At 50.8% G+C, this 22,438-nt stretch carries 17 protein-coding genes, 2 tRNA genes and 1 pseudogene; 3 read left to right on the forward strand and 17 right to left on the reverse strand.

Annotated elements, in window-relative coordinates; all coding sequences use genetic code 11:
* Positions 1-57 precede the first annotated feature (57 nt).
* From nlpI to ACUU1M_RS06275, 9 genes are all read right to left on the reverse strand, one after another.
* Positions 58-942, reverse strand: coding sequence for a lipoprotein NlpI (gene nlpI / locus ACUU1M_RS06235; protein WP_000802080.1), 885 nt, complete (start codon positions 940-942; stop codon positions 58-60).
* A 107-nt stretch (positions 943-1,049) separates the two neighbouring features.
* On the reverse strand, positions 1,050-3,185 hold the full coding sequence (pnp, locus tag ACUU1M_RS06240; RefSeq protein ID WP_001297425.1) for a polyribonucleotide nucleotidyltransferase: 2,136 nt from the start codon (positions 3,183-3,185) through the stop codon (positions 1,050-1,052).
* A 246-nt stretch (positions 3,186-3,431) separates the two neighbouring features.
* Positions 3,432-3,701 carry a 30S ribosomal protein S15 gene (rpsO, locus tag ACUU1M_RS06245; protein WP_000059466.1) on the reverse strand — a complete coding sequence of 90 codons (270 nt, stop codon included), beginning with the start codon at positions 3,699-3,701 and terminating at the stop codon, positions 3,432-3,434.
* A 148-nt stretch (positions 3,702-3,849) separates the two neighbouring features.
* Positions 3,850-4,794 carry a tRNA pseudouridine(55) synthase TruB gene (truB, locus tag ACUU1M_RS06250; protein ID WP_000089695.1) on the reverse strand — a complete coding sequence of 315 codons (945 nt, stop codon included), beginning with the start codon at positions 4,792-4,794 and terminating at the stop codon, positions 3,850-3,852.
* On the reverse strand, positions 4,794-5,195 hold the full coding sequence (rbfA, locus tag ACUU1M_RS06255) for a 30S ribosome-binding factor RbfA (RefSeq protein ID WP_001040207.1): 402 nt from the start codon (positions 5,193-5,195) through the stop codon (positions 4,794-4,796). Before rbfA ends, truB begins: the two co-directional genes overlap by 1 nt.
* 163 nt (positions 5,196-5,358) lie before the next feature.
* On the reverse strand, positions 5,359-8,031 hold the full coding sequence (gene infB, locus ACUU1M_RS06260; protein ID WP_000133044.1) for a translation initiation factor IF-2: 2,673 nt from the start codon (positions 8,029-8,031) through the stop codon (positions 5,359-5,361).
* A 24-nt stretch (positions 8,032-8,055) separates the two neighbouring features.
* Positions 8,056-9,543: a transcription termination factor NusA gene (nusA, locus tag ACUU1M_RS06265; RefSeq protein ID WP_001031057.1), complete on the reverse strand. Its 1,488-nt coding sequence runs from the start codon at positions 9,541-9,543 to the stop codon at positions 8,056-8,058.
* Between the two features lie 27 nt (positions 9,544-9,570).
* Positions 9,571-10,023 (reverse strand): ribosome maturation factor RimP, encoded by a 453-nt coding sequence (gene rimP, locus ACUU1M_RS06270; protein ID WP_001300397.1) that lies wholly within the window; start codon positions 10,021-10,023, stop codon positions 9,571-9,573.
* A gap of 206 nt (positions 10,024-10,229) precedes the next feature.
* A tRNA-Met gene (locus ACUU1M_RS06275) sits at positions 10,230-10,306 on the reverse strand.
* Positions 10,307-10,652: 346 nt separating this feature from the next.
* On the opposite strand from ACUU1M_RS06275, the gene argG reads away from it, so the two are divergent.
* Entirely contained in the window at positions 10,653-11,996 is a 1,344-nt protein-coding gene (argG, locus tag ACUU1M_RS06280) for an argininosuccinate synthase (RefSeq protein ID WP_000207688.1), read from the forward strand.
* Positions 11,997-12,003: 7 nt separating this feature from the next.
* Here the strand turns inward: argG and ACUU1M_RS06285 are convergent.
* From ACUU1M_RS06285 to rlmE, 7 genes and pseudogenes are all read right to left on the reverse strand, one after another.
* Positions 12,004-13,630 (reverse strand): annotated as a pseudogene (locus tag ACUU1M_RS06285) (sulfatase-like hydrolase/transferase).
* A gap of 458 nt (positions 13,631-14,088) precedes the next feature.
* Positions 14,089-14,175 (reverse strand) — tRNA-Leu (locus ACUU1M_RS06290).
* Between the two features lie 14 nt (positions 14,176-14,189).
* Positions 14,190-14,522, reverse strand: a complete 333-nt coding sequence (gene secG, locus ACUU1M_RS06295; RefSeq protein ID WP_005050778.1) for a preprotein translocase subunit SecG — start codon at positions 14,520-14,522, stop codon at positions 14,190-14,192.
* Positions 14,523-14,749: 227 nt separating this feature from the next.
* Positions 14,750-16,087, reverse strand: a complete 1,338-nt coding sequence (gene glmM / locus ACUU1M_RS06300) for a phosphoglucosamine mutase (protein WP_000071148.1) — start codon at positions 16,085-16,087, stop codon at positions 14,750-14,752.
* Positions 16,080-16,928 carry a dihydropteroate synthase gene (gene folP / locus ACUU1M_RS06305; RefSeq protein WP_000764738.1) on the reverse strand — a complete coding sequence of 283 codons (849 nt, stop codon included), beginning with the start codon at positions 16,926-16,928 and terminating at the stop codon, positions 16,080-16,082. The genes glmM and folP overlap by 8 nt, the downstream gene beginning before the upstream one ends.
* A gap of 89 nt (positions 16,929-17,017) precedes the next feature.
* On the reverse strand, positions 17,018-18,952 hold the full coding sequence (ftsH, locus tag ACUU1M_RS06310; protein WP_001107467.1) for an ATP-dependent zinc metalloprotease FtsH: 1,935 nt from the start codon (positions 18,950-18,952) through the stop codon (positions 17,018-17,020).
* A 99-nt stretch (positions 18,953-19,051) separates the two neighbouring features.
* Positions 19,052-19,681, reverse strand: coding sequence for a 23S rRNA (uridine(2552)-2'-O)-methyltransferase RlmE (gene rlmE / locus ACUU1M_RS06315; RefSeq protein WP_000145975.1), 630 nt, complete (start codon positions 19,679-19,681; stop codon positions 19,052-19,054).
* 125 nt (positions 19,682-19,806) lie between these two features.
* On the opposite strand from rlmE, the gene yhbY reads away from it, so the two are divergent.
* Positions 19,807-20,100, forward strand: coding sequence for a ribosome assembly RNA-binding protein YhbY (gene yhbY / locus ACUU1M_RS06320; protein WP_001054420.1), 294 nt, complete (start codon positions 19,807-19,809; stop codon positions 20,098-20,100).
* A 155-nt stretch (positions 20,101-20,255) separates the two neighbouring features.
* On the opposite strand, the gene greA is transcribed toward yhbY, so the two are convergent.
* A complete protein-coding gene (gene greA, locus ACUU1M_RS06325; RefSeq protein WP_001148001.1) occupies positions 20,256-20,732 on the reverse strand; it encodes a transcription elongation factor GreA in 477 nt (158 codons plus the stop codon).
* Between the two features lie 247 nt (positions 20,733-20,979).
* On the opposite strand from greA, the gene dacB reads away from it, so the two are divergent.
* The gene (dacB, locus tag ACUU1M_RS06330; RefSeq protein WP_001212656.1) at positions 20,980-22,413 is read left to right on the forward strand and encodes a serine-type D-Ala-D-Ala carboxypeptidase; all 1,434 of its coding nucleotides are present in this window, start codon (positions 20,980-20,982) and stop codon (positions 22,411-22,413) included.
* Positions 22,414-22,438 lie beyond the last annotated feature (25 nt).

Below are 22,438 nucleotides of genomic sequence, written 5' to 3' on the forward strand. Positions count from 1 at the left end.
CCTCACCCGTTAAGGTGATGGCAATCAAAAAAGATTACGGGCTGATGTGTACGTCAGCTATTGCTGGTCCGATTCTGCCAGGTCATCTTGGTCCTGGCCCAGGAGCGATAATTCCAACAATGCGTATCGGTGCTCAACAAAGTTATGAACGTTGTTGGCAACCGCCAGTTTGAACAGTGCCGTGGCGCTGTCCAAATCCCCCAGACTTAGGTAGTACTTACCTAAATAGAAGTTGGTTTCACTGAGATGCTCAGCGAGCGAGGTGTTATCCGTTGCGTCCGCCTTGAGCCTTTCCATTAACGTTTGTTCGCTAATGTTGCCCAGGTAGAACTCGACAATGTTCCATCCCCACTGTTCCTTATCCGATTTTTCGAAGTGCTGTTTCAACACTTCTTTAGCCTGCTTCTCATCGAGCTTCTGCTCGGCGAGATAAAGCCACAGACTACGGAAAGGATCATTGGGATCGTCTTGATAAAACGCCAGCAGATCATCTTGCGCTAACTTGTCACGACCGCCGTAATATAATGCGATCCCGCGATTCAAGTGCGCGTAGTTGTAAGTTGGATCAAGCTCAAGTACAGAATCAAACGCTTCATAGGCAGCATCAAAATTGCCTGCCTGCGTTAAATATATGCCTAAGTAATTGAATACTTCAGGCATATCCGGTCGGATTGCCAGCGCTTGCGAAAAATCGTTACGCGCTAATGCCCTCAGACCGAGACTATCATACAACACTCCGCGCTCATATAAAAGCTGTGCGCGTTCGTCATCGGTTAAAGCCCGACTGGCAAGGATTTGTTCCATACGTGCCAGAATCACTTCCTGCTGTAAAGTCGGTTGCAATGGTACCGCGAGGACTTCACTTTTACGCCAGGAAGTATTACTGCATCCTGCAAGCGTAAGTGCTGTCGCAACGAAACACCAGCGCAAAAAAGGCTTCATTTCCCACTCCCGAAGACCACGGTTGAATGAACGTCCTGTTCCCGGTTGCTAACAAGGCGTCCTGCCCGGTTAAAAGCCCCCGCCGCAGCGGAGGGCAAATGGCAACCTTACTCGCCCTGTTCAGCAGCCGGAGCTTCCGGTGCTGCAGCAGGTTGAGACTGCTCAGTCGCTTCTTTAATGCTCAGACGGATACGGCCCTGGCGATCAACTTCCAGAACTTTCACCGGTACTTCCTGACCCATCTGCAGGTAATCGGTCACTTTCTCAACGCGTTTGTCAGCGATTTGAGAGATGTGTACCAGACCTTCTTTACCGCCGCCGATGGCAACAAATGCGCCAAAGTCAACGATACGGGTCACTTTACCAGTGTAGACGCGGCCCACTTCGATTTCTGCAGTGATCTCTTCGATACGACGAATAGCATGTTTCGCTTTCTCGCCGTCGGTCGCTGCAATCTTCACAGTACCGTCATCTTCGATTTCGATGGTGGTGCCAGTTTCTTCGGTCAGGGCACGGATAACAGAGCCGCCTTTACCGATAACGTCTTTGATCTTGTCCGGGTTGATCTTGATGGTATGGATACGCGGTGCGAACTCAGAGATATCGCCACGCGGCGCGTTGATCGCCTGTTCCATTACGCCCAGGATATGCAGACGCGCACCTTTAGCCTGGTTCAGCGCAACCTGCATGATCTCTTTGGTGATACCTTCAATTTTGATATCCATCTGCAATGCAGAGATACCCTCGCGGGAACCCGCAACTTTGAAGTCCATATCGCCCAAGTGATCTTCGTCGCCCAAAATGTCAGACAGTACAACGTAGTTGTCGCCTTCTTTCACCAGACCCATTGCGATACCCGCAACGGCAGCTTTGATCGGCACACCTGCGTCCATCAGCGCCAGAGACGCGCCGCACACGGAAGCCATAGAAGAGGAACCGTTGGATTCAGTGATTTCAGACACAACACGTACGGTGTACGGGAATTTGTCCATATCCGGCATGACTGCCAGCACGCCGCGCTTCGCCAGACGACCGTGACCAATTTCACGACGCTTCGGAGAACCGACCATGCCGGTTTCGCCTACGGAGTACGGAGGGAAGTTGTAGTGGAACAGGAAGGTATCGGTACGTTCGCCCATCAGTTCATCAAGAACCTGCGCGTCACGAGCAGTACCCAGCGTTGCGGTAACCAGCGCCTGCGTTTCACCACGGGTGAACAGCGCAGAACCGTGAGTACGCGGCAGCACGCCAGTACGCACATCCAGACCACGGATCATATCTTTTTCACGACCGTCGATACGCGGTTCGCCTGCCAGTACGCGGCTACGAACAACGTTTTTCTCGATCGCGTGCAGAATTTCACCCAGTTCGTTTTCGTCCAGGGTTTCGTCTTCAGCAAGCAGCGTCGCGATGGTTTCAGATTTGATGACATCAACCTGCGCATAACGCTCTTGTTTGTCGGTGATGCGGTAAGCATCGCTCAGGCGAGCTTCAGCCAGTGCAGCAACGCGCGCGTTCAGCGCTTCGTTTACCGGCTCCGGCTGCCAGTCCCAACGTGGTTTACCGGCTTCTTTCACCAGTTCATTGATGTTCTGAATAACAACCTGCTGTTGTTCATGACCGAACACTACTGCGCCCAGCATCTGGTCTTCGCTCAGCAGTTCAGCTTCAGATTCAACCATCAGTACAGCGGCTTCAGTACCGGCAACAACCAGATCCAGTTTGCTCTCTTTCAGCTCGTCCTGAGTCGGGTTCAGTACGTACTGGTCATTGATGTAACCTACGCGAGCAGCACCAATCGGACCATTGAACGGAATACCAGACAGAGACAGTGCTGCGGAAGCACCAATCATCGCGACGATATCCGGGTTAACTTGCGGGTTAACAGAAACCACGGTGGCGATAACCTGAACTTCGTTGACGAAGCCTTCCGGGAACAGCGGGCGAATCGGGCGGTCAATCAGACGCGCGATCAGGGTTTCGCCTTCGCTTGGGCGGCCTTCACGACGGAAGAAGCTACCCGGGATACGACCAGCAGCGTAGGTACGCTCCTGATAGTTAACGGTCAGTGGGAAGAAGTCCTGACCTGGTTTGGCTTTTTTCTGGCCAACAACGGTAACAAATACCGCGGTGTCATCCATGCTAACCATAACAGCGGCAGTAGCCTGACGAGCCATCATGCCGGTTTCCAGAGTCACGGTGTGTTGGCCGTACTGGAATTTACGAACGATCGGATTAAGCAATGTAATATCCTTTCTCTTTCTTAGACAGTACCTTACGGCACTGGTGTTAATACCCGATCTTCTGCGCATCCTCGCGACTAATGACAACCCTAACCCAGCTCTATGTGGGTAAAGCCTCTCATTAGCCGCGCGAACCTCTGCAACGGAAGATCATTCATAGCAACAATACATTAGTTTCCAGTGAATTGCTGCCGTCAGCTTGAAAAAAGGGGCCACTCAGGCCCCCTTTTCTGAAACTCGCAAGAATTAGCGACGCAGACCCAGGCGCTCGATGAGCTGGGTGTAACGTGCTACGTCTTTACGTTTCAGGTAGTCGAGCAGTTTACGACGCTGAGAAACCATGCGCAGCAGACCACGACGGCTGTGGTGATCTTTTTTGTGCTCTGCAAAGTGGCCCTGCAGGTGGTTGATCTGTGCAGTCAGCAGTGCTACCTGAACTTCAGTAGAACCGGTGTCGTTTGCGTCACGACCAAACTCAGAAACGATTTTAGCTGTTGCTTCAGTACTTAGAGACATTTTAAAACTCCAAAGTATATAGAATGAAAGGACGCCGATCTCTAATTCAGCGATCCCTGTGTACGTTACGCAAAGTGTTAAACAATTTACGCGACGTTAAGCGGCAGTATTCTACTCGTAGCGACCTGTTATCGCAAGACGGTTAACATTACGCCGGGTATTCAACCACCAGGCGACGAGGCGCAACGCGGCCTTCATCGTCAATTTCGCCCATACCGATAAATTTGCCGTTCTCACCTTCTGTAACGCGAACCAGTCCTTCCAGCGGCGCACCGGATGTACGAACTGGGTTACCATTTTTGAAGTAAACAGAAGACGTTAACGGAAGATTCACCACCGGGTAGTCCGAAGCTGGACTGTCCATTGGCATCAGTAATGGATCAAGTAACTCCGCAGCCGGAATATCCTGCTGTTCGGCTTGTTCGACCAGTTCACGCAGATGTTCCAGGGTCACAATCCGTTCAACCGGATATTTACTTACCGCCAGACGACGCAGGTAAATAACATGCGCGCCACAACCGAGTTTTTCACCCAGGTCATCAATGATGGTGCGGATATAAGTGCCTTTTGAGCAGTGAATTTCCAGCTCCAGCTCATTGCCTTCGTGGCGAATAAACAGCAATTCATAAACGGTAATCGGGCGCGCTTCACGCGGTACTTCAATGCCCTGACGCGCATATTCGTACAGTTTTTTACCCTGATATTTCAGTGCTGAATACATCGAAGGGATCTGTTCGATATCGCCACGGAAAGTATCCAGCGCCGCCGCCAGTTGCTCTGCGCTAAAGGTTACCGGACGTTCTTCAACGATTTGTCCGTCGGCATCAGAAGTATCGGTACGCTGTCCAAGACGCGCAATGACCCGATAGCGTTTGTCGGAGTCCAGCAGATACTGGGAAAACTTCGTCGCTTCCCCGAGGCAAATTGGCAACATGCCAGTTGCCAGCGGGTCCAGCGCACCGGTATGCCCGGCACGGTTGGCGTTATAAATCCGTTTCACTTTTTGCAGCGCATCATTGCTGGACATACCCTGCGGTTTATCCAGCAACAAAACGCCGTTAATGTCGCGACCGCGACGACGAGGACGACTCATTAGTCCTCCTTGCTGTCGTCCGGGTTAACACGACGTTCTTCGTCATGTTTGACCACGCTGGTCACCAGGTTTGACATGCGCATCCCTTCAACCAGAGAGTTGTCGTAGAAGAAGGTCAGTTCCGGCACGATACGCAGGCGCATCGCTTTCCCCAGCAGGCTGCGGATGAAACCAGAAGCTTCTTGCAACGCTTTGATGCCCGCTTTAACCGCGTCTTCATCTTTGTCGTTGAGGAACGTCACATATACTTTGGCATACGCCAGGTCGCGAGACATTTCGACACTGGAAACGGTGGTCATCATGCCCAGGCGAGGATCTTTAATTTCACGCTGCAGGATGAGAGCGATCTCTTTTTGCATTTCCTGCGCTACGCGCTGCGGGCGACCAAATTCTTTCGCCATAATAAATTCTCCTGACAAAAAAGGGGCTGTTAGCCCCTTTTTAAAATTAATTTCAGGTGGAAGGGCTGTTCACGTTGGCCTGATAAGACGCGCCAGCGTCACATCAGGCAATCCATGCCGGATGCGGCGTAAACGCCTTATCCCGCATGGAACCCTAAAAACCTTAAGCGATGGTACGTTGGATCTCGATGATTTCGAATACTTCGATCACATCGCCAGTGCGGACGTCGTTGTAGTTCTTAACGCCGATACCACATTCCATACCGTTACGGACTTCGTTAACGTCATCTTTGAAGCGGCGCAGGGACTCCAGCTCGCCTTCGTAGATAACCACGTTGTCACGCAGAACGCGGATCGGGTTGTGACGTTTAACCACACCTTCGGTAACCATACAGCCTGCGATGGCACCAAATTTCGGCGATTTGAACACGTCACGAACTTCCGCCAGACCGATAATCTGCTGTTTCAGTTCCGGAGACAGCATACCGCTCATCGCCGCTTTCACTTCGTCAATCAGGTTATAGATGACGGAGTAGTAACGCAGATCCAGGCTTTCCGCTTCAATCACTTTACGTGCAGAGGCATCAGCACGTACGTTGAAGCCAACCAGGATGGCGTTGGACGCCGCAGCCAGGGTGGCGTCGGTTTCGGTGATACCACCTACGCCAGAACCGATGATCTTCACTTTAACTTCGTCAGTAGACAGTTTCAGCAAGGAGTCGGAGATCGCTTCCACAGAACCCTGTACGTCTGCCTTCAGGACGATGTTCACTTCGTGAACTTCGCCTTCGGTCATGTTGGCGAACATGTTCTCGAGTTTAGATTTCTGCTGACGCGCCAGTTTAACTTCGCGGAATTTACCCTGACGATACAGTGCAACTTCACGCGCTTTCTTCTCGTCACGTACAACGGTAACTTCATCACCCGCAGCCGGTACGCCGGACAGGCCGAGGATTTCCACCGGAATGGACGGACCCGCTTCCAGCACTTCCTGACCCAGTTCGTTACGCATCGCACGAACACGACCGTATTCGAAGCCACACAGAACGATATCGCCCTTGTGCAGAGTACCTTCACGTACCAGAACGGTAGCAACCGGACCACGACCTTTATCGAGGAAGGATTCGATAACCGCACCGCTCGCCATACCTTTACGTACCGCTTTCAGCTCCAGAACTTCCGCCTGCAGCAGGATAGCGTCCAGCAGTTCATCGATACCAGTACCCGCTTTCGCAGACACATGTACGAACTGGCTTTCACCGCCCCACTCTTCCGGCAGGATGCCGTACTGGGAGAGTTCGTTCTTAACGCGATCCGGATCGGCTTCTGGTTTATCGATCTTGTTCACTGCGACGACCACCGGAACCTGCGCCGCTTTCGCGTGCTGGATTGCTTCGATCGTCTGCGGCATTACGCCGTCGTCGGCAGCAACAACCAGGACTACGATGTCCGTTGCCTGCGCACCACGAGCACGCATTGAAGTAAACGCGGCGTGCCCCGGGGTGTCCAGGAAGGTGATCATGCCGTTTTCAGTTTCAACGTGGTATGCACCAATGTGCTGGGTAATGCCGCCCGCTTCGCCAGAGGCCACTTTCGTTGAACGAATGTAGTCCAGCAGAGAGGTTTTACCGTGGTCAACGTGACCCATGATGGTCACAACCGGCGCGCGCGGTTCAGCCGCAGCACCCGTGTCACGGTCGCTCATTACCGCCTCTTCCAGCTCGTTTTCACGACGCAGGATAACTTTATGGCCCATCTCTTCAGCAACCAGCTGTGCGGTTTCCTGATCGATAACCTGGTTGATGGTTGCCATTGCGCCCAGTTTCATCATCGCTTTGATGACCTGAGAGCCTTTAACCGCCATCTTGTTCGCCAGTTCGCCAACGGTGATAGTTTCGCCGATCACAACGTCACGGTTAACGGCCTGAGCAGGCTTCTGGAAGCCTTGCTGCAGCGAAGAACCTTTACGTTTTCCGCCTTTACCGCCACGTACTGCTGCGCGTGCTTCTTCACGATCAGCTTTTGATTCAGCGTGTTTGTTGCCTTTCTTCGGACGCGCTGCTTTCGCGTTACGACCACGGCCACGGCCGCCTTCGACTTCACGATCGCTTTCGTCTTCTGCCTGGCGAGCATGTTGAGAAGTAGTGACGTGATAATCGCTGGAATCTTCAGTCGGTTCCGCGTTATCAGTCCATTTGTTTTCTTCCGCCATACGACGTGCTTCTTCAGCAACGCGACGTGCTTCTTCTTCGAGTTTACGACGCGCTTCTTCTTCAGCTTTACGCTTGAGCTCTGCAGCTTCCTGCTCACGGCGGGCTTTTTCAGCCTGGGCGTTTTTAGTCATATCGTCTTGTTGATTGCTCACTTTGTCTTTTTCCGCAGCTTCACGTTTCGCTTGTTCAGCAGCTTCACGCTTAGCTTGTTCTGCGGCCTCACGTTCAGCTTTTTGTTGCGCCTCGCGTTTAGCCGATTCTTCTGCCTCACGACGGGCTTGCTCTTCCGCTTCACGCTGCGCTTGCTCTTCCGCTGCAAGGCGTTCAGCCTCTTGCGGATCGCGTTTCACAAAGGTGCGTTTCTTGCGGACTTCGATTTGTACCGATTTGCTTTTTCCACCGGTACCAGGAATGTTAAGGGTGCTGCGTGTTTTACGTTGCAGCGTCAATTTGTCCGGGCCTGAATTTTTCTGATTCAGGTGGTCAATCAAAGTCTGTTTCTCTTGTGCAGACACAGAGTCGTCAGCAGACTTCCGGATACCTGCATCAGCAAATTGCTGTACCAGGCGTTCCACGGAGGTCTGTCGCTCTGCGGCCAGCGTTTTAATCGTTACATCTGTCATGCTGTTCCTTCCTGCTACAGTTTATTACGCTTCGTCACCGAACCAGCAAATATTACGGGCAGCCATAATCAGTGCTCCGGCTTTTTCGTCGGTCAACCCTTCGATATCAGCCAGATCATCAATGCCCTGTTCGGCGAGATCTTCCAGCGTACAAACGCCACGGGCGGCCAGTTTGAATGCCAAATCACGATCTACCCCTTCAAGGTTCAGCAGATCGTCAGCCGGTTTGTTATCACCGAGGCTTTCTTCCTGGGCCTGTGCAATGGTGGCCAGTGCATTTTTAGCACGCTCGCGCAGTGCTTCAACGGTCGGCTCATCAAGGCCTTCGATTTCCAACAGCTCTTTCATCGGCACATAGGCCAGTTCTTCCAGCGTCGAGAAACCTTCTTCTACCAGAACAGTCGCGAAGTCTTCGTCGATGTCGAGATATTTGGTGAAGGTGTCGATCGCTGCGTGCGCTTCCGCCTGATGCTTAGCCTGCAGGTCGTCAACGGTCATTACGTTGAGTTCCCAACCGCTCAGCTGCGAAGCCAGACGCACGTTCTGACCGTTACGGCCAATCGCCTGCGCCAGGTTACCGGCTTCAACGGCGATATCCATGGTGTGTTTATCTTCATCCACCACGATAGAAGCAACGTCTGCCGGTGCCATTGCGTTAATCACAAACTGCGCCGGGTTATCATCCCACAGGACGATATCGATACGCTCGCCGCCCAGTTCAGTAGAAACCGCCTGAACACGCGCGCCACGCATACCTACGCAAGCACCTACCGGATCGATACGTTTATCGTTGGTTTTCACCGCGATTTTCGCACGAGAACCCGGGTCGCGAGCCGCTGCTTTAATTTCAATCACTTCTTCGCCGATTTCCGGCACTTCAATACGGAACAGTTCGATCAGCATTTCCGGCTTGGAACGAGTGACGAACAGTTGCGCGCCACGCGCTTCCGGGCGAACGGAATAAAGCACGCCACGAACGCGGTCGCCAGGGCGGAAGTTTTCACGCGGCAGCATATCTTCGCGCAGGATCACGGCTTCAGCGTTGTTGCCCAGATCCAAAGAGATGTTGTCGCGGTTTACTTTTTTCACCACGCCGGTGATGATTTCACCTTCGTGTTCACGGAACTGATCAACCACCATCGCACGTTCGGCTTCACGCACTTTCTGCACGATAACCTGTTTTGCCGTCTGGGTGGTGATACGGTCAAAGGTAACAGACTCAATCTGATCTTCAACGTAATCGCCCAAGTTCAGGCTTTCATCTTCATAACGTGCGGCTTCAAGGGTGATTTCCTTGGTCGGCTGGGTGACTTCATCAACAACTAACCAGCGACGGAAGGTGTCAAAATCACCGCTTTTGCGATCGATCTGTACACGGACGTCGATCTCTTGCTCATATTTTTTCTTTGTTGCTGTCGCCAGCGCGCTTTCCAATGCTTCGAAAATCTTCTCGCGAGGTAGCGCCTTTTCATTGGATACGGCTTCAACTACAGCCAAAATTTCTTTGTTCATCGCGGGCTTTTCACCTCATCCAGACTATTAAAAGTGGGGAACCAGGTTCGCCTTCTGGATATTACTCAGCGCGAACACTTCATCTTTACCTTCGACGGTAACTGTGATCATTTCACCGTCTACCGCTTTGATAACGCCCTGCCATTTACGACGGTTTTGTACCGCCATACGGAGAACCAGAGTCACCTCTTCTCCGACAAAACGGGCGTAGTGTTCAGCCGTGAACAGTGGGCGATCGAGACCCGGTGAGGAGACTTCCAGGTTATAAGCAACGGTGATGGGATCTTCAACATCCAGCACAGCACTTACCTGGTGGCTCACATCAGCACAATCATCAACATTGATGCCATCTTCACTATCAATATAGATGCGCAGTGTGGATGTGCGACCGCGAATAAATTCGATGCCTACCAGTTCAAAACCCAGGGCCTCAACTGGCGCAGTAATCATCTCTGTTAATTTTTGCTCTAATGTGGACAAGCCCACCCCCAAGACATAAAAAAAGGGCCTAAAGCCCAGTTATTCTGTAGTCAGATAACAAAAAACCCCGATAAATCGGGGCTTTATATAACTGAACCCTATAACCGCAACTGCGGTCTGGAGCACTTTCCAGAAGGATTTTTTCAAATCCCACTACGAAGGCCGAAGTCTTCACAGTATATTTGAAAAAGGACTCTAAGGGAAAGTGGTTGCGGGGGCCGGATTTGAACCGACGACCTTCGGGTTATGAGCCCGACGAGCTACCAAGCTGCTCCACCCCGCGCCTGAAACGTGGCAAATTCTACTCGTTTTGGGTAAAAAATGCAAATACTGCTGGGATTTGGTGTACCGAGACGGGACGTAAAATCTGCAGGCATTATAGTGATCCATGCCACATTTTGTCAACGTTTATTGCTAATCACGTGAATGAATATCCAGTTCACTTTCATTTGTTGAATACTTTTGCCTTCCCCTGCTCTCCCTTAAGCGCATTATTTTACAAAAAACACACTAAACTCTTCCTGTCTCCGATAAAAGATGATTAAATGAAAACTCATTTATTTTGCATAAAAATTCAGTGAGAGCGAAATCCAGGCTCATCATCAGTTAATTAAGCAGGGTGTTATTTTATGACGACGATTCTCAAGCATCTCCCGGTAGGTCAACGTATTGGTATCGCTTTTTCCGGCGGTCTGGACACCAGTGCCGCACTGCTGTGGATGCGACAAAAGGGAGCGGTTCCTTATGCATATACTGCAAACCTGGGCCAGCCAGACGAAGAGGATTATGATGCGATCCCTCGTCGTGCCATGGAATACGGCGCGGAGAACGCACGTCTGATCGACTGCCGCAAACAACTGGTGGCCGAAGGTATTGCCGCTATTCAGTGTGGCGCATTTCATAACACCACCGGCGGCCTGACCTATTTCAACACGACGCCGCTGGGCCGCGCCGTGACTGGTACCATGCTGGTTGCTGCGATGAAAGAAGATGGCGTGAATATCTGGGGTGACGGTAGCACCTATAAAGGAAACGATATCGAACGTTTCTATCGTTATGGTCTGCTGACCAATGCTGAACTGCAGATTTACAAACCGTGGCTTGATACTGACTTTATTGATGAACTGGGCGGCCGTCATGAGATGTCTGAATTTATGATTGCCTGCGGTTTCGACTACAAAATGTCTGTCGAAAAAGCCTACTCCACAGACTCCAACATGCTTGGTGCAACGCATGAAGCGAAGGATCTGGAATACCTCAACTCCAGCGTCAAAATCGTCAACCCGATTATGGGCGTGAAATTCTGGGATGAGAGCGTGAAGATCCCGGCAGAAGAAGTCACAGTACGCTTTGAGCAAGGTCATCCGGTGGCGCTGAACGGTAAAACCTTTAGCGACGACGTAGAAATGATGCTGGAAGCTAACCGCACCGGCGGTCGTCACGGCCTGGGCATGAGCGACCAGATTGAGAACCGTATCATCGAAGCGAAAAGCCGTGGTATTTACGAAGCTCCGGGGATGGCACTGCTGCACATTGCGTATGAACGTCTGTTGACCGGTATTCACAACGAAGACACCATTGAGCAGTATCACGCGCATGGTCGTCAGTTGGGCCGTCTGCTGTACCAGGGGCGTTGGTTTGACTCCCAGGCGCTGATGCTGCGTGACTCTCTGCAACGCTGGGTTGCCAGCCAGATCACTGGTGAAGTTACCCTGGAGCTGCGCCGTGGGAACGATTATTCAATCCTGAATACCGTCTCAGAGAACCTGACCTACAAGCCAGAGCGTCTGACGATGGAAAAAGGCGACTCGGTGTTCTCGCCAGATGATCGTATTGGTCAATTGACCATGCGTAATCTGGATATCACTGATACCCGAGAGAAACTTTTTGGTTATGCCAAAACTGGCCTGCTTTCCTCCTCTGCCACTTCAGGCCTGCCGCAGGTGGAGAATATGGAAAACAAAGGCCAGTAATTCGACATCAACCCTGCCCTTCAGGGGTGGGGTTACCTTGCTTATCCTCTGTAAACTCCTTTCTGAGCATCACATAATCGAAAACATCATGGTTTGCATCCACAACCCGTGAGTCTCCTTTATAGTGTGCAATCACTTCCTCAAGCGTTTGCGGCTGTTCCGGCTTTGTTACCCCCATCCACGCATTAATAAGGTAATTATTGTAAGCTGTCGAAAAGATATTGTTTTCCGTTGTGCGATCCACGCCATCCCCAAGAACGGGGCTATACCAGATAAACATCGGGACATGATATGCCTGCTGGCTAGCCTCCCTGCCTCCATGAAAATAGACGTTCTTCTTCGTAGGGTCACGTTCCAGGCCGTGGTCGGCAAAATACATGACCGAGGCGCGGCGATCTTTTAATAATTCAAAAACCTGACCTAGCAAACTATCTGTGTAATGAATGGAGTTGTCATAGCAGGCATCCTGATCGTCCTGCGGTTGAAACACGGCGCTGGATTGCGGATAGGCGCTACAAGCCGGTTCATGGCTTCCATTTAAATGAAGAACAATCAGTTTCTTTTGCTGCGTATTTTGCTGTAATGCTTGCGATAAATGCGGCAACAACAATTCATCAAATCCTCTGACATAAACTGTTTCCATGGCGCGCATGGCGATACTGGTAACTGCTGTACCATTCTGCCGAAAAGCGGATTGCGAGCTTAGCCAGAAAGTCTGAAATCCTGCTTGATTAGCCATATTAATAATGTTGTCGGGGTAATTATGAATGTCATGACTCAAAACAGAATCAACAGTTAAAGAAAGGGGAACCGACAGCGCAGTGTAAGGTGCGCCGCTTATTGCTTGATTAAACAGTTTGATCTGTTTTCTTTGTGCTTCAACTTGCGGTGTCGTAGAGCGTGTATATCCATACAAAGACATATTGTCGACACGTACAGACTCCCCCACAATCAACACGTAGGTATCAATACCTGTATCCCTGACTGATAATTGAAAATACGGCACCGTGTTTGCAATTGAGAGTAATCTTTGATGCTCTTTCGCTGCTAAAGCAAAATAGTTGAGATTGAAAAACGGCGTATAGGTAGCAAATCACGACGCTAGTATATATGGACTGAACGCTTTTTTATTTTTTGCATCTTTATAAGCAAATTGACAAGCGGAAAATAAACTGCCCGAAATGACAATCAGCAATAATATTCCTGTCACTTTTTTTGTCGGCAAGGAAACATCATATTTTATTATTACTGCCAAAAAAAGAAGGGATAAAAAAGCAAAAGCACATAGATAAGGGATATACATCCCCAGCATTTTCACAACTTCATCCGGATCACTCTGCAGCACACTAATCGCAAATCCATCATTGAAAGTTGTACCAAAGGTACACCATGAATAGAGGCTAATACTCATGTCTGCCGCAGTCAGTAACACAAATGGTGCGGCAACAAGCAGGCGAAGCGGAAGGGATGATATACGTTTAACAACCAGGATGGTCAGGACGAAGAACAGCAATCGCTGAACCATATGCGCTCCGGAAGAGGCGACTAAGTTCGTAATACCAAAAACAATAACACAAAGATACAACAACCAATGAGATTTAAAATCTTCTAGCAAATTTGTTGAATACTGTCATCCAGAAATCCAAGTTCACAACCAATATAAACAATTATCAACAATGTTCAATTTTATATCAGACATGTTTTTCAACTCTGATCCATATCAGACCGAAACACTGTTAGTTTTTTCTTTTTAAATGATGCGACCATTGCGTTCTCAGTAATTAAATAACATTATCAATGCGTCTCTAAACATTACGCAGAACGTAGCCATCAGTAGTTATACTGACAGGAGCACGATGGTTTATCGAGAAGTAAACATATCCGTATTCGTACCGGAACTGGAGTTGACACAATAAAGTGCCAATTATGTCAGCAGTAGGGAAAAGTTTATAACTAAGGCGTACCGGCACCATCGTTTCAAGGTACCAGCTACGAGTAAAGCAACTGGACGAGATACAGATACCTGACAACCATTCATCAGACCAGGACCAAAACGAAAAGAGACGCTTTTCAGCGTCTCTTTTCTGGAATTTGGTACCGAGGACGGGACTTGAACCCGTAAGCCCTATTGGGCACTACCACCTCAAGGTAGCGTGTCTACCAATTCCACCACCTCGGCACGGATACTACTTTTTAGTTCGGGATATCGCTGGTCGGCTTAGCCGGAGCAGCTGGCTGAGTTTGTTCGGTTTTCGCCGGTGCACTCAGATTTTCCCATTCGCTACCTCTATTGGTTTTGTTGCTATTGATGTTACCCAGCACCAGACTGATGATGAAGAATAACGTTGCCAGCAGCGCCGTCATGCGGGTCATGAAGTTACCAGAACCACTTGAACCAAACAGCGTAGCGGAAGCGCCTGCTCCGAAGGAGGCTCCCATATCAGCGCCTTTACCTTGCTGCAGCATGATCAGACCAACAAGGCCAATTGCCACAATAAGGAAAACTACTAAAAGAGCTTCGTACATAATCAACCTGTTCCTTGCGGAGTTGCCGCGTACCAATGCTTCAACCAATAAAGCGGGAGTTTTTAATCTTTCCCACTGAAGCGGGTGTGAATACTAACCAAAGCGAATGATCTTCGCAAGGGCAATTTTATCGCATTGTATCAACTGCGGAAAAAAACAGCAAAACCGATGTGTTCGCCGAGAAAAAAGGCGACAATCGCCGCCTTTTTAGCCAGTTATCTAACGCTTTAAACGGCTTTTACTGCATCGGCGATGCGGTGTGCAAATTCAGTCACCTGCGCTTCGTCTTCGCCTTCCACCATCACGCGAATTAACGGTTCGGTGCCGGATTTACGCAGCAACACGCGTCCACGGTCGCCCAGCGCAGCTTCAACCTCTGCGGTCACGGCTTTAACTGACTCATGCTCAAGCGGATCGCCGCTACCTGCGGTGTAACGTACGTTAACCAGAATCTGCGGGAACATTTTCATGCCGCTGCAAAGGTCGTGCAGGCTCATATGGTTACGTGCCATCGCCGCCAGCACCTGCAAGCCAGCAACGATGCCGTCACCGGTAGTGGTTTTATCCAGCAGGATCACATGACCGGAATTCTCTGCACCGATACGCCAGCCTTTCTCCTGCATTTTTTCCAGTACGTAGCGGTCACCCACTTTCGCGCGCGCAAATGGAATTCCTAACTGTTTCAGCGCCAGTTCAAGCCCCATGTTGCTCATCAATGTACCCACAGCGCCACCACGCAGCTGGCCCTGACGAAGACCTTCACGCGCGATGATATACATGCTCTGATCGCCATCGACTTTATTGCCTTCATGGTCAACCATAATCACGCGATCGCCGTCGCCGTCGAAGGCAATACCGAGATCCGCTTTTTCAGCCAGCACACGAGCCTGGAGCGCGCGAACGTCGGTAGCCCCCACTTCGGCATTGATGTTTACACCGTTTGGCTCACAACCGATAGCGATAACGTTCGCCCCCAGTTCGCGCAGCACGTTCGGCGCGATGTGATAAGTCGCACCGTTTGCACAATCCACCACAATCTTCAGTTCACTGAGGCTAAGTTCGTTCGGGAACGTGGCTTTGCAAAACTCGATATAGCGACCCGCGGCATCAACGATACGGCTGGCTTTACCCAGTTCTGCCGAATCAACGCAGCTGATCTCCTTTTCCATTTCCGCTTCGATGGCCTCTTCTACCGCATCCGGCAGTTTAGTGCCGTCGATAGAGAAGAATTTAATCCCATTATCGTAGAACGGGTTATGCGATGCAGATATCACAATTCCGGCCTCTGCGCGGAAGGTACGCGTCAGATAAGCCACGGCCGGTGTTGGCATCGGGCCAGTGAAGAGTGCGGAAAGGCCCGCTGCCGCCAGACCCGCTTCCAGTGCTGACTCCAGCATATAGCCAGAAATACGCGTGTCTTTACCAATAATAATCTTACGGGAGCCGTGGCGCGCCAGCACTTTACCCGCGGCCCAACCCAGCTTAAGCACAAAATCAGGTGTGATCGGCGCATCCCCTACACGACCACGAATCCCATCGGTACCGAAATATTTACGATTACTCATAGCGTTTGTTTTCCTTTGCAGACAGAGTGGCTTCCACCACCCGCATCGCTTCTACGGTTTCTTTGACGTCATGAACACGAATGATGTGCGCGCCTTGCATTGCGGCAATGACCGCACAGGCCAGACTACCGCTCAGGCGCTCGGACGGCCCCACGTTCAGCAGCTGCCCAATCATCGATTTTCGTGACATACCCACCAACAGCGGCAGGTTGAAATGGTGAAATTCAGCCAGGCGCGCCAGTAATGAATAGTTATGGGAGAGATTTTTACCGAAACCGAATCCGGGGTCGAGCAACAATTTCTCTTTTGCGATACCCGCCTGCTCGCAACGTGCTATTTGCTCAATAAAGTAGCGATTCACTTCTGCAAAGACATCGTCATACTTCGGAGCTTCCTGCATGGTTTTTGGATTTCCCTGCATATGCATCAGACAAACCGGTAAACCGGTTTCTGCAGCCGTCTCCAGAGCGCCAGGTTCGGAAAGGGAGCGGATATCATTAATAATGTGAGCGCCAACTTTCGCTGACTCACGGATGACTTCTGGTTTGGATGTATCGACCGAGATCCAGACTTCGAAGCGTTGAGCAATTGCCTCAACCACAGGAATAACACGTTGCAACTCTTCTTCAACGCTAACTTCCGCCGCCCCTGGGCGCGTGGACTCGCCACCAACGTCAATGATCGTCGCGCCAGCATTGATCATCAGATTCGCATGTTTCACCGCATCTATCAGCGAGTTATGCGTGCCACCATCCGAAAAGGAATCAGGCGTGACGTTGAGGATCCCCATTACGTGAGGATGGCTAAGGTCCAGTGAAGTACCCTGGGCAAAGAGTTTCATGATGTTATCCCTGGTATGAATTGATAAGAAAAAACCCCGGAGCACGCCCCGGGGTTTTCGGTACAAATACAGTCATCTGATGCGGGAACTTACTTGTCGCCTAACTGCTCTGACATGGTGTTACCCGGGTTCGGCGTACGCGGTTCATCAACCGGACGAGGAGCCTTTGGACTACCATTGTCGCCAGAATTGTTAGAAGCGCCTGGTTCTTCCCAGCCCGCTGGCGGACGTACATCGCGACGTGCCATCAGGTCATCAATCTGCGGTGCGTCGATAGTCTCATATTTCATGAGAGCATCTTTCATCGCATGCAGAATATCCATATTGTCGGTCAGAAGCTGACGCGCACGATTATAGTTACGCTCAATCAGTGCTTTCACTTCCTGGTCGATGATACGTGCAGTTTCATCGGACATATGTTTCGCTTTCGCTACGCTACGGCCGAGGAATACTTCACCTTCTTCTTCCGCGTACAGCAGTGGACCCAATTTCTCAGAGAAGCCCCACTGAGTCACCATGTTACGTGCCAGGTTGGTCGCAACTTTAATATCGTTGGACGCACCGGTAGAAACATGTTCCGGCCCGTAGATGATCTCTTCTGCCAGACGACCACCGTACAGCGTAGAAATCTGGCTTTCCAGTTTCTGACGGCTGGCGCTGATTGCGTCGCCCTCAGGCAAGAAGAAAGTCACACCCAGCGCACGACCGCGTGGGATAATCGTCACTTTATGCACCGGATCGTGTTCCGGCACTAGGCGACCGATAATCGCATGACCCGCTTCGTGGTAAGCCGTTGATTCTTTCTGCGCTTCCGTCATCACCATGGAGCGACGTTCCGCACCCATCATGATTTTGTCTTTCGCTTTCTCGAACTCAACCATCGACACAACGCGTTTGTTGCCACGAGCAGCGAACAGTGCCGCTTCGTTCACCAGGTTCGCCAGGTCAGCACCGGAGAAACCAGGAGTACCACGGGCAATGATTGCCGCGTCGATATCGGGTGCCAATGGTACGCGACGCATGTGAACTTTCAGGATCTGCTCACGACCGCGAACATCTGGCAAGCCGACCACAACCTGGCGGTCGAAACGGCCAGGACGCAGCAGGGCCGGGTCGAGAACGTCCGGACGGTTAGTCGCGGCGATAACGATGATACCTTCATTACCTTCGAAGCCATCCATCTCAACCAGCATCTGGTTCAGAGTCTGTTCACGTTCATCGTGACCACCGCCCAGACCAGCGCCACGCTGGCGGCCTACGGCGTCGATTTCATCGATAAAAATGATGCACGGTGCCGCTTTCTTCGCCTGTTCGAACATGTCACGAACACGGGATGCACCCACACCGACGAACATTTCTACGAAGTCAGAACCGGAGATAGTAAAGAACGGAACTTTCGCTTCGCCTGCAATCGCTTTCGCCAGCAACGTTTTACCGGTACCCGGAGGACCGACCATCAGGACGCCTTTCGGGATCTTACCGCCGAGTTTCTGGAAGCGGCTCGGCTCGCGCAGATACTCTACCAGTTCAGCAACTTCTTCTTTTGCTTCGTCGCAGCCCGCAACGTCAGCAAAGGTCGTTTTGATCTGATCTTCCGTCAGCATGCGCGCTTTGCTCTTACCAAACGACATGGCACCTTTGCCACCGCCGCCCTGCATTTGACGCATGAAGAAGATCCAGACACCAATCAGCAACAGCATCGGGAACCAGGAGATGAAGATAGAAGCCAGCAGGCTTGGTTCTTCAGGCGGTTCACCGACAACCTTGACGTTCTTGGTCAACAGGTTATCCAGTAATTTCGGATCCTGAACCGGAATGTAAGTGGTATAACGGTTACTATCTTTCTTGGTAACGTTGATTTCACGTCCGTTGATACGCGCTTCACGAACCTGGTCGTTATTGACCTCTTGTAGGAAGGTAGAGTAATCCACCTTACGGCCATTAGACTCGCTGGGCCCAAAGCTCTGGAATACTGACATCAGCACAACGGCAATGACCAGCCAGAGTATTAGGTTTTTCGCCATGTCACTCAAGGGATTAACCTCTTATTACAACTGTGTTAAAAACAGCGTCAGGATACTCTATATCCAGCATCTTTCAAACTTTCGTCTGAAATCTCCCGGTTAGGGTTTACGCCCGGTCGCTACAATATACACTTCTCGCGAACGTGCACGAGAAGAGTCCGGCTTACGAACTTTGACCTTCGTAAACAGGGAGCGAATTTCCCTTAGATACTCATCGAAACCTTCGCCCTGGAACACCTTCACTACAAAACTGCCACCTGGCGCTAATACATCACGACACATTTCTAGCGCCAGTTCCACCAGATACATGGCACGGGGGATATCCACCGCCGGTGTTCCGCTCATGTTTGGTGCCATATCGGACATGACAACCTGGACTTTGCTGTCGCCAACGCGCTCCAGCAGTGCTTTCATCACCAGTTCATCACGAAAATCGCCCTGAAGAAAGTCCACACCAACGATAGGATCCATAGGTAAAAGATCGCAAGCGATGATGCGGCCTTTGCCGCCAATTTGGGTGACCACATATTGTGACCAACCACCCGGAGCAGCACCAAGGTCGACAACCGTCATTCCCGGTTTAAAGAGTTTGTCACTTTGCTGTATTTCATCAAGTTTAAACCAGGCACGGGAACGTAATCCCTTTTTCTGTGCCTGTTGAACATATTTATCGCTAAAGTGTTCCTGAAGCCAGCGGCTGGAGCTGGCAGAACGCTTCTTACCTGTCATTTAACTTTCCCATGGGGATAACTCATCGTAACCAATTGCGTAAATTTTTACGCGCCTATTTGGTGATATATGGGAGATGGCGGTAGAATGACCCGTTTTCAATCCCAACGTAAGCAAAAAATACGATGAATCTGAGTACTAAACAAAAACAGCACCTGAAAGGTCTGGCACATCCGCTCAAGCCAGTTGTTCTGCTTGGCAGTAATGGTTTGACCGAAGGGGTGCTGGCCGAGATTGAACAAGCGTTAGAGCACCATGAACTCATCAAGGTGAAAATCGCCACCGAAGATCGCGAAACAAAAACCTTGATCGTGGAAGCTATCGTGCGCGAAACCGGCGCCTGTAATGTACAGGTCATCGGTAAAACGCTGGTGCTTTATCGCCCAACTAAAGAACGTAAAATCTCGCTGCCACGCTAAGATTATCCTAAAGTTACACACATTTGCTGTGTAAAACGAGGGGTTTTCCGCAGGCAGGAGAGCAAAATGCCACGCTCTGTTCGTTGATAAAAGGCCGCAGAGCGGCCTTTTTCCTTTCTTTACAATACATCAACATCTTGAGTATTGGGTAATTCTTACAGGTATTCCACCTTAATTACTTCAAATTCTACTTCGCCGCCCGGCGTTTTGATGACCACAACATCATCTTCTTCTTTGCCGATCAGGCCACGAGCAATAGGCGAGTTTACAGAAATCAGGTTTTGTTTAAAGTCAGCTTCGTCATCGCCAACGATGCGATAAGTCTGTTCTTCGTCAGAATCCAGATTCAGCACCGTTACGGTAGCACCAAAAATAACGCGCCCATTGTTGGGCATTTTGGTGACATCAATCACCTGCGCGTTTGACAGCTTGGCTTCGATGTCTTTGATACGGCCTTCGCAGAAGCCCTGCTGTTCACGAGCTGCGTGGTATTCGGCGTTTTCTTTCAGGTCGCCATGCTCACGCGCTTCCGCGATAGCAGCAATGATTTCAGGACGGCGCACAGATTTCAGAAAATCCAGCTCTTCGCGTAATTTTTCAGCGCCGCGTAAGGTCATCGGAATAGCTTGCATTTGTTATACCTCTTGAATATTCCTGATGGGGCAAGTCTTCACCCACCCCGGCTGTTCGGCCTGCCCGGCATAACTCCTCACCGGGACCAGAAGCAAAAAAATACCGACCCGGGTACAAGTCCCAGGTCAGCTACAATTCACATTTTGATGGTCATTTTACCCTGAAGTTCCCGAAGGGTCATCGTTTACTTTATAGGGCGTTGCGCCGTAGTATGACGGCTCGATTCCAGGTTGTTAGCGCGAGATTATGCGATTTTCCAGATTTATCATCGGATTGACCAGCTGTATAGCGTTCAGTGTTCAGGCCGCGAATGTTGATGAGTACGTTACTCAACTCCCCGCAGGTGCCAACCTTGCCCTGATGGTGCAAAAAGTCGGTGCGTCGGCCCCCGCTATTGATTACCACAGTCAGCAGATGGCGCTGCCCGCCAGTACCCAGAAAGTGATTACTGCGCTGGCGGCGTTGATTCAACTCGGCCCCGATTTTCGTTTCACCACGACGCTTGAAACCAAAGGCAATGTGGAAAACGGCGTACTTAAGGGTGACTTAGTGGCGCGATTTGGTGCCGATCCGACGTTAAAACGTCAGGATATTCGCAATATGGTCGCGACTTTGAAAAAATCTGGCGTCAACCAAATCGATGGCAATGTGTTGATAGATACCTCCATTTTCGCCAGCCACGATAAAGCCCCCGGCTGGCCATGGAATGACATGACACAATGCTTTAGCGCTCCGCCTGCTGCCGCCATAGTTGACCGCAACTGTTTCTCCGTCTCGCTCTACAGTGCCCCAAAGCCTGGTGATATGGCTTTTATACGCGTGGCATCTTATTACCCCGTTACGATGTTCAGCCAGGTACGCACCCTCCCCCGTGGTTCTGCCGAAGCGCAATACTGCGAACTGGATGTGGTGCCAGGCGACCTGAACCGCTTTACGCTGACGGGATGCCTGCCACAACGTTCTGAGCCGCTCCCGTTGGCTTTTGCCGTGCAGGATGGAGCCAGCTATGCCGGTGCAATTCTGAAAGATGAGTTAAAACAGGCGGGTATCACCTGGAGCGGAACACTGCTGCGCCAGACTCAGGTTAACGAACCTGGAACGGTAGTTGCCAGTAAACAGTCGGCCCCGCTGCACGATCTGCTTAAGATTATGCTGAAAAAGTCGGACAACATGATCGCCGATACGGTTTTCCGCATGATCGGCCATGCGCGCTTCAATGTGCCTGGAACATGGCGGGCTGGGTCGGACGCCGTGCGTCAGATCCTGCGCCAGCAAGCCGGTGTCGATATTGGTAACACCATTATTGCCGATGGTTCAGGGCTTTCGCGGCATAACCTGATTGCCCCCGCCACCATGATGCAGGTGCTGCAATACATTGCCCAACACGACAATGAACTTAACTTTATCTCCATGCTGCCGCTGGCGGGCTATGACGGCTCTTTGCAGTACCGTGCAGGTCTGCATCAGGCGGGCGTGGATGGCAAAGTCTCAGCGAAAACCGGTTCGTTGCAGGGGGTATATAACCTGGCGGGATTCATTACCACAGCGAGCGGGCAACGAATGGCATTTGTACAATATCTTTCTGGCTATGCAGTAAAACCCGCGGATCAGCGTAATCGCCGTATTCCGTTAGTGCGTTTTGAAAGCCGTTTGTACAAAGATATTTATCAGAACAATTAGTCAAAAAGAAACCCCGGCGCATGGC

It is taken from the genome of Shigella sp. SIG6 (genome assembly GCF_053555815.1).